Source organism: Acidovorax sp. GW821-FHT10E03, assembly GCF_059415205.1.
The window spans coordinates 415420-427687 of the sequence record NZ_JBWKMU010000001.1; the positions used below are offsets into that span (position 1 = coordinate 415420).

Annotated in this window: 11 protein-coding genes; 9 read left to right on the forward strand and 2 right to left on the reverse strand. The window is 70.5% G+C overall.

What is annotated here, in order from left to right; all coding sequences use genetic code 11:
- The first annotated feature begins 26 nt into the window (after positions 1-26).
- The 6 genes from AC07OD_RS01935 (at position 27) to AC07OD_RS01960 (ending at position 6386) form a co-directional block, all read left to right on the forward strand.
- Positions 27-1613, forward strand: a complete 1587-nt coding sequence (locus AC07OD_RS01935; protein WP_494594826.1) for a PepSY domain-containing protein — start codon at positions 27-29, stop codon at positions 1611-1613.
- Positions 1601-2593, forward strand: coding sequence for an adenosylcobinamide-phosphate synthase CbiB (gene cbiB, locus AC07OD_RS01940; protein ID WP_218294167.1), 993 nt, complete (start codon positions 1601-1603; stop codon positions 2591-2593). Before AC07OD_RS01935 ends, cbiB begins: the two co-directional genes overlap by 13 nt.
- Positions 2590-3639: an aminotransferase class I/II-fold pyridoxal phosphate-dependent enzyme gene (locus tag AC07OD_RS01945; protein ID WP_494594828.1), complete on the forward strand. Its 1050-nt coding sequence runs from the start codon at positions 2590-2592 to the stop codon at positions 3637-3639. The genes cbiB and AC07OD_RS01945 overlap by 4 nt, the downstream gene beginning before the upstream one ends.
- Positions 3640-3719: 80 nt before the next feature.
- Complete coding sequence (locus AC07OD_RS01950; protein WP_218294168.1) at positions 3720-4505, forward strand: HipA family kinase; 786 nt, start codon at positions 3720-3722, stop codon at positions 4503-4505.
- Complete coding sequence (locus tag AC07OD_RS01955; RefSeq protein WP_218294169.1) at positions 4492-4884, forward strand: DUF3037 domain-containing protein; 393 nt, start codon at positions 4492-4494, stop codon at positions 4882-4884. Before AC07OD_RS01950 ends, AC07OD_RS01955 begins: the two co-directional genes overlap by 14 nt.
- A gap of 35 nt (positions 4885-4919) precedes the next feature.
- Positions 4920-6386, forward strand: coding sequence for a cobyric acid synthase (locus AC07OD_RS01960; protein WP_492246089.1), 1467 nt, complete (start codon positions 4920-4922; stop codon positions 6384-6386).
- A 28-nt stretch (positions 6387-6414) separates the two neighbouring features.
- Here AC07OD_RS01960 and AC07OD_RS01965 read toward each other — a convergent pair whose 3' ends face one another.
- Entirely contained in the window at positions 6415-7206 is a 792-nt protein-coding gene (locus AC07OD_RS01965; RefSeq protein WP_218294170.1) for a class I SAM-dependent methyltransferase, read from the reverse strand.
- Between AC07OD_RS01965 and cobT the strand changes: the two genes are divergently transcribed.
- Positions 7205-8269 carry a nicotinate-nucleotide--dimethylbenzimidazole phosphoribosyltransferase gene (gene cobT / locus AC07OD_RS01970; protein ID WP_492246017.1) on the forward strand — a complete coding sequence of 355 codons (1065 nt, stop codon included), beginning with the start codon at positions 7205-7207 and terminating at the stop codon, positions 8267-8269. The two genes, AC07OD_RS01965 and cobT, sit on opposite strands and share 2 nt — an antisense overlap.
- A gap of 68 nt (positions 8270-8337) precedes the next feature.
- Here cobT and AC07OD_RS01975 read toward each other — a convergent pair whose 3' ends face one another.
- Entirely contained in the window at positions 8338-9471 is a 1134-nt protein-coding gene (locus tag AC07OD_RS01975) for a GGDEF domain-containing protein (RefSeq protein ID WP_494594831.1), read from the reverse strand.
- Positions 9472-9732: 261 nt separating this feature from the next.
- On the opposite strand from AC07OD_RS01975, the gene AC07OD_RS01980 reads away from it, so the two are divergent.
- Both AC07OD_RS01980 and AC07OD_RS01985 read left to right on the forward strand, forming a co-directional pair.
- Positions 9733-10827, forward strand: a complete 1095-nt coding sequence (locus AC07OD_RS01980) for an ABC transporter ATP-binding protein (protein WP_494594833.1) — start codon at positions 9733-9735, stop codon at positions 10825-10827.
- 63 nt (positions 10828-10890) lie between these two features.
- Positions 10891-12186, forward strand: a complete 1296-nt coding sequence (locus AC07OD_RS01985) for an ABC transporter substrate-binding protein (RefSeq protein WP_494594835.1) — start codon at positions 10891-10893, stop codon at positions 12184-12186.
- The last annotated feature ends 82 nt before the right edge of the window (positions 12187-12268 follow it).

Here is a 12268-nt window from a genome sequence, read left to right on the forward strand (position 1 = left end):
GCGGCGAACCGGGCAAGGCGCGGCGCATGCTGAAGAAGCTCGTCATCTTCGTGCACAAGTGGCTGGGCGTGGTGCTGGCGCTGTTCTTCCTCATGTGGTTCGTGAGCGGGGTGGTGCTGTACTTCGTGCCGTTCCCCAGCCTCACGGCGGCGGAGCGGCTGGCCGCCTTGCCCGCCCTGACGCTGGAAGGCCCGGGATGCTGCCTTGCGGCGCAGGATGCCGCCCAGCGCGCGGGGCTGCGGCCTGCGGTGGGCGGCGAGGCGCGCCTGGGCATGCTGGGCGATGCGCCGGTGTGGCGCCTGCTGGCCACGGAAGACGCGGTGCCGGCACGCGCCGTGGCGCGTGCGCCGCAGCCCGATGCCAGGCCGCGCTGGCGCACCGTGGACGCGCGCAGCGGGACGCTGCTCGCGCCGCTGTCGCCGGACGCGGCCGCCCGGGTGGCCGAGGCCTTCAGCGGCCGCCGCGCCACGGGCACCGAGTGGGTCGAGCGCGACCAGTGGACGGTGCCGCAGGGCCTGGATGTGCACCGTCCCCTCATCAAGGTGCTGCTGGACGGCGATGACGGACTGCAGCTGTACGTCTCGCCCGGCGCGGCAGAGGTGGTGCGCGACACGCGCCGCGCCGAACGCTTCTGGAACTGGGTGGGCGCCGTGCCGCACTGGATCTACCCCACCGTGCTGCGGCAGTTCCCCAGGGCCTGGCACCACGTGGTGGTGTGGCTTTCCATCCCCGGGGTGCTGCTGGCCGCCACGGGCATCGTGCTCGGCGTCTGGCAGCTGTTCCTGAACCGCCAGCGGTGGATTCCGTACCGCAGGTTCTGGATGCGCTGGCACCACATCCTGGGCCTGGTGGCCGCGGTGTTCACGCTCACCTGGATGTTCTCGGGGTTGATGTCGATGAACCCGTTTGGCGTGTTCGGCGGCGCGGCCGTGGGGCCCCAGGCGCGGGCGCAGTGGGCCGGTGAGCCCGCCCCGCTCAGCCGGGGGCCACGGGATGCGGTGGTGCTGGCGGCGGCGCAGGGCATGGTCGTGCAGGAGCTGGATCTGCTGCGCATCGCGGGCCAGGCCTGGTACCGGGTGCGTGGCCGGGAATCCGCGGGCATTCCTTCACAATGGCTGGTGCGGGCGGATGGTCCGTCTGCCACCATGGCGCGGGCACTGCCCGACGCCATGCTGCGCGCGCGGCTGCAGATGCTGCGCCCCGAAGCACCGGCACCTGCCGTGGAGAAGATGGAGCACTACGACGACCTTTACTATGCGCGGCGCCAGGACGGCGCTGCCCTGCACACGCGGCCGCTGCCGGTGTGGCGCGCGCGCTGGGCCGATGACGGGGTGGCGGTGTATGCCGACCCGGCGTCGGGCCGCATCGTGCTGCGCACCGACGCGGGCACGGCGTGGCAGCGCGTGCTGTACCACGGCCTGCACAGCCTGGATTTCGCGCCGCTGCTCGCGCGCCCTGTGCTGCGCACCTGGCTGATCGTCGGGCTTTCGCTGCTGGGTGTCGCGCTGTGTGCCACTTCGTGCGTGATCGCGTGGCGGGTGCTGGTGCCACGGCGGCGCGCCGCCCGCGCCCAGGGGCCGGCCCGCGATGCGGGAGGCGCATGGACGGCGTAGTCGCGGGGCTGGTTCCCGGCGCGGGCTGGGCCGCATGGCGCGTGCTGGTGTGGGTACCCGCGTTGGCCCTGGTGATCGACTGGTGGCTGGGCGAGCCGCCCGCGGCCTGGCACCCCGTGGTGTGGATGGGCAAGGCGCTGCAGCGCGGGGGCGAGCGGCTGGCCCCCACGGTGCCCGTGGCGCAGGATTGGAGATGTTTTTGGCTTGCAGCGCTTGTCTGGTGTGCGTTGGCAGCTATTGTTTTGATAGTTTCCGCGGTGTTGCAGCATGCGGCGTTCGCACTGCATGAACTGCTTGCCGCGGCCGTGCTGGCCTTTCTGCTCAAGCCCTTGCTCGCCTGGCGCATGCTGCGCGACGAGGTGCTGGCGGTGGAGGTGGCGCTGGGCCAGTCGCTGCCCGAAGGGCGCGCGCGCCTGTCGCGGCTGGTGAGCCGGGACGTGAGCGCCCTAAGCGCTGTCGAGGTGCGTGAATCGGCCATCGAATCGCTGGCCGAGAACCTCAACGATTCGGTGGTGGCGCCCCTGTTCTGGTTCGTGCTGCTGGGCCTGCCCGGTGCCGCGCTGTACCGCTTTGCCAACACGGCCGATGCCATGTGGGGCTACCCCGGCATGCGCGGGGGACGCTACTGGCAGTGGGCGGGCAAATGGGCCGCGCATGCCGATGATGTCCTGTCGTGGCTGCCGGCGCGCATCACCGCCTTGCTGCTGGTGGCCGGCGCACGCGGCATGCGGCTGCGCACGCTGGCGCGCCAGGCCCGCAAGACGCCTTCGCCCAACAGCGGCTGGCCGATGGCGGCCATGGCGCTGGCGCTCGGGGTGCGGCTGGCCAAGCCCGGCGTGTACACGCTGCATGGAGCGGGCCGCGCGGCCGGTCCGCTGGATACGCGGCGCGCGGCGCGCCTGGGCGGCAACGCGGTGCTGGCGCTGGTTCCGCTGCTGGCGGCCGCCCAGTTGCTGCTGGTGATGGTGTGCACGGCATGAGCGGGCCCCTGCGCTGGAGCGCGGCCGCCCCCGAGCACGGCGGACCGGATGCGATGGGCGCCGCGCTCCATGACTTCTCCACCAACAGCAATGCCTGCGGGCCATGCCCGGGGGCGCTGCATGCCGTGCGGGCGGCCGATGCCACCCGCTACCCCGACCCGGCCTACACCGCCCTGCGCGAGGGCCTGGGGGCATTCCACGGCGTGGCCCCCCGGCGCATCGTGCTGGCGGGCGGCGCCAGCGAGTTCATCCACCGCATCACTGCGCTGGCCGTGCAGCAGGGCTGCGTGCAGGTCGCGTTGCCCGCGCACAGCTATGGCGACTACGCCCAGGCCGCGCAGGCGCGGGGCCTGGCACTGGCGCGCGCAGGCGAAGCGGGCGCGGGCCTGGCGGGCTTGCAGTGGGCCTGCGACCCTTCCAGTCCCCTGGGCCGGCCAGACCCTGCCGCGCATGTTTGGCATGCGCCGGCCGATGGCGGCGTCCCCGGCGTCCTGCGCGTGCTCGACTGCGCCTATGCGCCGCTGCGGCTGGAGGGCCCGGGCGCCTGGACCGGCCGGCCCGCCACCACCCCGGCCCATTGCTGGCAGGTGTGGACGCCGAACAAGGCACTGGGCCTCACCGGCGTGCGTGCGGCCTATGCCGTGGCGCCCGCGGGTGCCGAAGGGCAGGTGGACACACTGGTTGCGCTGGCTCCCTCGTGGCCGCTGGGCGCGCACGGCGTGGCCCTGCTGCAGGCCTGGCTGGACCCCGCCGTGCAGCAGTGGGTGGTGGGCAGCCTTGCCACCCTGCGCGACTGGAAAGCGCGCCAGCTGGCGCTGTGCGCGGGCCTGGGCTGGGCGGTGCGGGCGGGCAGCCAGGCCAACTACTTCTGCGCCCGGCCTGACGGCGGGCCCGATCCCCAGTCCCTGGCCGAACGGCTGGCCGGGCTGCGCGGCCAGGGCATCAAGCTGCGCGACTGCACCTCGTTCGGCCTGCCGGGCCATGTGCGGCTGGGGGTGCTGCCGCCAGCGTCGCAACAGGCTTTGCTGCAGGCATGGGGGCGCTGATCCCGCGCCGCGCGGGCGCTACCATGCCGGATTCATCCATGCATCTTCCTCTCCCTATCTCTTCAGGAGGCCCGGCCCCCGTGCGAACCATCACCGTCACCCGCTACGTCACGCCGCTGCGTGAAGGCGGATCCATGCCCGCCGTGGTCGAAGGCGACGACCTCGGGCTGTACGTGCTCAAGTTCCGGGGGGCGGGGCAGGGCGTGCGCGCCCTCCTGGCCGAGCTCATTTCCGGGGGCCTGGCGCGGGCCCTGGGCTTGCCCGTGCCCGAGATCGTGCTCGCCCAGCTGGACACGGGCCTGGCCCAGACCGAGCCCGACCCCGAGATCCAGGACCTGGTGCGCGCCAGCGGCGGTCTCAACGTGGGGCTCGACTACCTGTCGGGCGCGCTCAACTTCGACCCCGCGGTGGACGAGGTGTCCGAGGACTTCGCCTCGCGCCTGGTCTGGTTCGATGCCCTGGTGGCCAATGTGGACCGCACGGCGCGCAACACCAACCTGCTCGTGTGGCACCGCAAGCCCTGGCTCATCGACCATGGCGCCTCGCTCACCTTCCACCATGCGTGGAATGGCGCGGTGGCGCAGCCCGCCAGGCCTTTCGCGCCGATTGCCGACCATGTGCTGCTGCACCGCGCCACGGCCATTGGCGAGGTGGACGGCGAACTGGCGGCGCTGCTCACGCGCGAGGTGCTCACGGGCATCCTGGCGGATGTGCCCGATGAATTCCTGGCCTTGGCCGGCGCCGAGCATGCCGAGGGCCCGCTGTCGGCCCCGGCCAGCCATCGCCAGGCCTATGTGGACCATTTCGCGGCGCGCATCGCGGGGCGCGAGGCCTGGGTGAAGGGGGCCATCGATGCACGCGGCTGAGGTGTACGACTACGCCATCGTGCGTGTGGTGCCGCGCGTGGAGCGCGAGGAGTTCATCAACGCGGGCGTGATCCTCTCGTGCCAGCGCAGCGGCTTCCTGCAGGCCGCCATCGCGCTCGACGAGGCGCGCCTGCTGGCCATCGACCCGCGGGCCGACATCGACACCGTGCGCCGCCACCTGGCGGCCATCGTGGCCATTTGCGCCGGGGACGAGGGCTGCGGGCCGATTGCGCGGCTGCCCTACCGCTCGCGCTTTCACTGGCTCACCGCCAGGCGCAGCGCCGTCATCCAGACATCGCCCGTGCACACCGGCCGCTGCACCGACGCGGCGGCGGCGCTCGACCACATCATGGACCGCATGGTGAGGCCCCTGCCTTGAACGCATCCACTTCTCCGCGCATGGCGCGCTGCGTGATGGTGCTGGGCACCACCAGCGGCGCCGGCAAGAGCTGGCTCACCACCGCGCTGTGCCGCCACTACAGCAACCTGGGCCTGAAGGTCGCGCCGTTCAAGGCGCAGAACATGAGCAACAACGCGCGCGTCGTGCCCGGCCCCGGCGGGTTGCTGGGCGAGATCGGCAGCGCGCAGTACTTCCAGGCCCTCGCGGCCCGCGCCGGGCCCGAGGTGCGCATGAACCCGCTGCTGCTCAAGCCCGAGGCCGACACGCACAGCCAGGTCGTGCTGATGGGGCAGGTGAGCGCGGAGCTCACGGCTATGCCCTGGCGCGGCCGCAGCGAAAAGGTGTGGCCGCAGATCGCCGCCGCGCTTGATGCGTTGCGCGCCGAGAACGACGTGGTGGTGATCGAAGGCGCGGGCTCGCCCGCCGAGATCAACCTGCACGCGAGCGACATCGTGAACATGCGCGTCGCGCGCCATGCCGGCGCCCGCTGCCTGCTGGTGACCGACATCGACCGGGGCGGCGCCTTTGCGCACCTGTACGGCACCTGGGCGCTGCTGCCCGAGGACGAGCGCGCACTGATCCATGGATTCGTGCTCAACAAGTTCCGCGGCGATGCCCGCCTGCTGGCGCCCGCGCCGCAGATGCTGCAGGACCTGACCGGCGTGCCCACCGTGGCAACGGTGCCGATGCACTGGCGCCATGGCCTGCCCGAGGAGGATGGCGTGTTCGACGACCGCAGCACCTCGGCCGGCACCGTGCACACCACCGTGGCCGTGGTGGCCTATCCGCGCATCAGCAACCTCGACGAGTTCCAGCCCCTGAAGAACGTGCCCGGCGTGCGCCTGCTGTGGGCGCGCAGCCCGGCCGACCTGGGCGGCCTGAAGCCCACGGACTGGGTGGTGCTGCCCGGTTCCAAGGCGACGGCCGCCGACCTGGCCTGGCTGCGCGCGCAGGGGCTGGACCAGTCCATCGCGGCCCATGCCGCGCGGGGCGGGGCCGTGCTGGGGGTGTGTGGCGGCCTGCAGATGCTGGGCGAGGCGCTGATCGACACCGAGGGCATCGACGGCAATGCGCCCGGCCTGGGCCTGCTGCCGTTGGTCACCGCCTTCGCGCGCGACAAGACGGTGCGGCTCACGCGCGCGCGTTGCGGTGTGCTGCCGGGCGCCTGGGGGGCGCTGTCGGGGGTGGAGGTGGCGGGCTATGAAATCCACCACGGCCAGACCGCGCAGCACCCGGCCATGGCGGCCAAGGGCGATGTGGCACACGAGGTGATGCCAGGCCTGGCCTGGAGCAATGCGGCGGGCAATGTGCTGGGGGTGTACCTGCACGGCCTGTTCGAGGACGGGGCGGCGCTCCAGGCGCTGTTCGGTGCGCGGCTCGCCGCGCCGGTGCCCACGCTCGACAGCGTGTTCGACGGCCTGGCGCACGCCATCGGCCCCTGTTTCACGCCCGGGGTGCTGGATGCGCTGGTGGCCGCGTAGGGCTGCCGCGGTGGCGGGCCTTGGTGCTTTACACCCGTTCGCAGTGGTATGCGAGCGTGGTGTACGGGAAGCGCACGGTGCCCTGCCCGCGCAGCGCGGGGTGGTGGGCGATGAGTGCCTCGATCCGTGCGCGCACCTGGGCCCGCTCGCTGTCGGGCAGGGCGGCGATGAAGCTCACCGACATGAAGCGGTCCATGATGACCTGCTGTGGCGGCCCCACATGCTCATGCGGCAGCCGGGTCTCGGCCAGTGGGCTGAAGCCGGGGTGCGGGAAGGGCCGGCGCCAGTCGCCCTTGTAGAAGCGCGGCGCATCGCCCTCGAAGGGCGTGATGATGTCCGTGAGTTCCGCCACCCAGTCCACCGATTCGTCGCGCACATTCCACACCAGGCCAAGCCGGCCGCCGGGGCGCAGCACGCGGTGGAATTCATCCAGAGACTCGTTCGTGGCAAACCAGTGGAAGGCCTGCGCACAGACCAGGGCATCGAGCGCGCCGGACGGCAGCGGAATGGCCTGGGCCGTTCCCGCCACGGCGCGCACCGTGGGCAATTGCAGGGCATCGATCCTGGCGCGCATCGCATCCACGGGCTCCACGCCCACCACACCGGCCCCGGTGGCCGCGAGCAGCGCGGTGAACTTGCCCGTGCCCGCGCCCACATCGGCCACCTGGCGGCCGGGGCCCAGGCCCAGGGTCTGCCCCAGCCAGGCCGACAGCGCCGCCGGGTAGTCGGGCCGGCCGCGCGCGTATGTCTGGGCCTCATTCGCATAACCCCGCTGTGCCGCTGCGTGCACGGCATCTTTCTTCGTGTTCTCTACCACCATGACCGCACCTTTCATTCTTCCACCCGTTGATGACCTCCATGATGCCGCGTTGGCCAGCCGCCTGCAGCACGTGATCGATTACAAGACCAAGCCGCTCGGCTCCCTGGGGCTGCTGGAGCGCCTGGCGCTGCGCCTGGGGCTCATCCTGGGCACCGAGACGCCTGCACTGCATGCGCCGCAGATGCTGGTGTGCGCGGGCGACCACGGGCTGGCCGCAAGGGGCGTGTCGGCGTTTCCGAGCGACGTGACGTGGCAGATGGTCGAGAACTTCCTGGCCGGTGGCGCCGCCGTGAGCGTGCTCGCGCGCCAGCACGGCCTGGGCCTGACGGTGGTGGACTGCGGCGTGGCCAAGCCCATCGCCGCGCGCGAGGCAGCGCCCGGCCAGCCGCAGTTGCTGCTGCGCAAGGTGGCGCTGGGCACTCAGGACGCTTCCGTCGGGCCCGCGATGACGGCGGCGCAGTGCGCTGGGGCCCTGGCGAACGGCGCGGAGGTGGTGCGCGGCCTGCCCGGCAATGCGCTGCTGCTGGGCGAGATGGGCATCGGCAACACGTCCGTGGCCTCGCTGCTGCTGGCACGGCTGGCCGGCCTGCCGCTGGCCGAGGTGACGGGCGCCGGCACGGGGCTGGATGCGGCCGGCATCGAGCGCAAGCGCGCGGTGCTGCAGCAGGCGCTGGACGTGAACGCCGGGGCCACCGGCCCGCTGGATGCGCTGGCCGCCCTGGGCGGCTTCGAGGTCGCCACGCTGGTGGGCGCGGTGCTGCAGGCCGCGGCCGAGCGCCGCGTGATCGTGGTGGATGGCTTCATCACCAGCGCCGCCGTGCTGGTGGCCAGCCGCCTGCAGCCGGCCGTGCTGCAGCGCTGCGTGTTCGCCCACCGATCGGGCGAGCGCGGCCACAGCCTCATGCTCGCGCAGATGCAGGCCGAGCCGCTGCTGGACCTGGGCCTGCGCCTGGGCGAGGGCTCGGGCGCTGCGCTCGCCTGGCCGCTGCTGCAGTCGGCGTGCGCGGTGCTCAGCGAGATGGCGAGCTTCGAGTCGGCCGGGGTCGCCACCCAGACAGCCTGAACGAGGGGGCGGTGCCCCTGCGGCGCAGCCTTCCACCGCCTGGCGCCCGGCGGCGTGCGATTTGTCTCTCAGGCCTCGACCGTCTGGTTGCGCCCCTGCTCCTTGGCGCGGTACAGCGCGGCATCGGCGCGCGAGAGCATGCCGTCCAGCGTCTCGCCGGGGCCTGCCCAGCTGGTGAGCCCGATGCTGACCTCGCAGTCGAGCGGGTGGCCCGTCGCCAGCGCGGCGTGGATGCGCTGCGCCACGCTCCGGGCCGCCACTCCCTGCGTGCCTGGCAGCAGCACCATGAATTCTTCTCCGCCATACCGCCCCAGGCGGTCCGCGCGGCGCAGTACCTGGCGCGTCCGTTCGGCGAAATGCACGAGCACGGCATCTCCGTGCTGGTGTCCATGGGTGTCGTTCACGGACTTGAAGTTGTCCAGGTCCAGCATCATGATCGAGGGGCCGTTGCCGTAGCGCTGTGCGCGCTCCAGCTCGTCCTCGCAGCGCTGCAGCAGCGCGCGCCGGTTCAGTGTCTGGGTGAGCGAGTCGTGCGTCGCCAGATGTTCCAGCTCGGTGCGCAGGCGGTCGGTGGCCATGAGCACCGCGCCGATGGACAGCATGAGCACCGTCAGCACGTAGGCGCCGATGTACAGGGTCTGGAACAGCGAAGGTTCCATCAGGTCCGCGCCGGCGCGCCCGGCCATGATGGAGCCCAGGCGCACGGCAAGGACGCCCATGTGCAGCGCCAGGACGACCTCCACCAGCCGCACGGGGAAGTTGCGCCCGCCGTGCCGCAGCATGAAGCGCAATTGCGCGGCATAGACGATGCCCATGGCCACCGTGAAGAACCCGACGCGCAGGCCGTAGTGCGGCATCCAGTAGGTCAGCCAGATGAACACGAGGGTGGTGCCCGCCATGACCCAGGACCAAGTGCCCCAGGTGGAGGGCCTGCCCATGAAGCTGCGCGTGCCCATGTAGTAGGTCACGGTGCCCAGCACCAGCAGCTGGTTGGCCAGCACCAGGCTCAGCCAGTCCGGGATGAAGCCGCGCGCGCTGAAAAGCACCGTGGACGCCAGCCACAGCAGCGGCGCCAGCGCCCAGGCGCCCACCCCCTGGATCGACGGCGGGTAGTAGCGCCTCATGAAAAGCAGGACGATGGCCATGACGGCGGACATGAAGCCCGCCATGGCGATCATGGAGCGCGGGTCGAGGTTCGTCATCCAGCGTGAATGGGAAGAGGGCGCGCTACGTAAGAAATTGTTTCTGCTGCGATTTCAGTATAGCCATACGAATATGTTTCAGGCGTGTGCCATGGGCCCCGCAAACGTTTCCGTGCACCAGAAAAAGGAGCCGAAGCGGCAAGGATGGTGCGCGCAGCGCGGGGGCCGGCACAGGCCGGGCACAAGGATGGTGCAATTTGTACGCAAACTCAATGAAAAATTGTGTACAAAGTTGGCATGGGCCTTGCGTTCATGGGTGCCATGCAAGCTCCCATCCCTGCCCAGCCCCCGGTTGCCATTGAAATCGTCGCGCTCACCAAGCGCTACGCCAGCGGCAAGCCCGCCGTGGACGCCATCAACCTGCGCATCGCCAGCGGCAGCTACTGCTGCCTGCTGGGCCCCTCGGGATGTGGCAAGAGCACCACCTTGCGCATGATCGCCGGGCACGAGTCGGTGACCAGCGGCGACATCCTGCTGGAGAACCGCAACATCACCGACCTGCCCGCCGCCGCGCGCGGCACGGCCATGATGTTCCAGAGCTTCGCGCTGTTCCCGCACCTCTCGGCGCTGGACAACGTGGCCTTCAGCCTCAAGATGAAGGGCGTCGCCAAGGCCGAGCGGCGAGCCAAGGCGCGCGATCTGCTGGAGCGCGTGGCCATGGGCCACCTGGCCGAGCGCAAGCCGGCCGAGCTCTCGGGCGGGCAGCAGCAGCGCGTGGCGCTGGCGCGGGCCCTCATCACCCAGCCGCGTGTCTTGCTGCTGGACGAACCCCTTTCGGCACTCGACCCCTTCCTGCGCATCCAGATGCGCGCCGAGCTGCGCCGCTGGCAGAAGGAGCTGGGCCTGACCTTCATCCACGTGACCCACTCGCAGGAAGAGGCCATGGCCCTGGCCGACACCATGGTGGTGATGAACCACGGCGTGATCGAGCAGGTGGGTTCGCCGCACGAGGTCTACAACCGCCCGGCCAGTGAGTTCGTGGCGCGCTTCATGGGCGGCCACAACGTGATCGACACGCCCGAGGGCAAGGTCGGCGTGCGCACCGACCACCTGCAGATAACCCCCGCCATCGCCGAGCTGCCCTGGGGTGCCCAGCGCATGCAGGCCGTGGTGACCGACGTGGAATACCAGGGCACCTATGTGCTGCTGGGCCTGCAAAAGCAGGGCGTGGCGCTGTCGGCCAACGCCACGGCGGCGTACTCGGTGATGGTGTCCGAGGCCGCCTTTGCCGCGCAGCCCTACCAGGTGGGGCAGGCGGTGCAATTGCACTGGACGCCGGAGCAGGCGCACCCGCTGTCCAAGCCTGCTGCCGCATCACCGGCGGTGCCATCTCCAGCCGTGGCCGTTGCCGCCTGACGGCGCTGCCACGCAACTTCCCTTTTTCCACCCGTCCCCTTCCGCAACCCAAGGAGTTTTCCCATGTCCGATGATTCCCGTGCCGATTCCCCCGCTGTTGTCGTTACCGAGGCTGCAGGCGTGCAGCGCCGCTCGCTGCTCAAGGGCACGGCGGGCATCCTGGCCGCCGGGGTGTTCCCGGCCGTCCATTCGCAGGAAAAGATCGTGCTGCGCTACCTGGGCACGGCGGTGAACCAGGACAAGGCCATTGCCGAGAAGTTCAAGGCCGACACCGGCATCGAGATCCAGTACGTGGCCGTGACCACCGACGACGTGACCAAGCGCGCCGTGACCGCGCCCAACAGCTTCGATCTGATCGACACCGAGTACTTCTCGCTCAAGAAGATCGTGCCTACGGGCAACCTGAAGGGCCTCGACACCAAGCGCATCAAGAATGCCGACAAGATCACCACGCTGTTCACGACCGGCCAGGTGGCTGGCAAGGCCGTGGGTGACCAGGGCACCGCGCCCAAGAAGGTGATCTACCTGGAAGGTGAAAAGTCCAAGAAGTTCGCGACCGCGCCCACGCAGTTCATGAGCCTGATCCCCACCGTCTACAACGCTGACACGCTGGGCATCCGCCCCGACCTGATCAAGCGCCCCATCAACTCCTGGGCCGAGCTGCTCAACCCCGAGTTCAAGGGCAAGACCGCGATCCTGAACATCCCCTCCATCGGCATCATGGACGCCGCCATGGTGGTCGAGGCCATGGGCATCTACAAGTACCCCGACAAGGGCAACATGACCAAGAAGGAGATTGATCTCACGATCAAGACCCTGATCGAGGCCAAGAAGCAGGGCCAGTTCCGCGCGCTGTGGAAGGACTTCAACGAGTCGGTCAACCTGATGGCATCGGGCGAGGTGGTGATCCAGTCGATGTGGAGCCCGGCCGTCACCGCCGTGCGCACCAAGGGCATCGCCTGCAACTTCCAGCCGCTCAAGGAAGGCTACCGCGCCTGGGCCGCCGGCTTCGGCCTGCCGGCCACGCTGTCGGGCAGGAAGCTCGACGGCGCCTACGAGTTCATCAATTGGTTCCTCGACGGCTGGGCGGGTGCCTACCTGAACCGCCAGGGCTACTACAGCGCCGTGCTGGAGACCGCCAAGTCCAAGATGGAAGCCTACGAGTGGGCCTACTGGATGGAAGGCAAGCCCGCCACGCAGGACATCAAGAGCCCCAATGGCGACGTGCTGGCCAAGTCCGGCGCGGTGCGCGACGGCGGCAGCTACGAGTCGCGCATGGGCGGCATCGCCTGCTGGAACGCACTGATGGACGAGAACAACTACATGGTCCAGAAATGGAACGAGTTCGTTGCGGCATAAGAGGCACCCCCTGAGTCGCTGCGCGCCTTCCCCCTCTCTCGACCCGCTGTGCGGGTCGGGAGGGGGACGCCCCCGGTGCGGC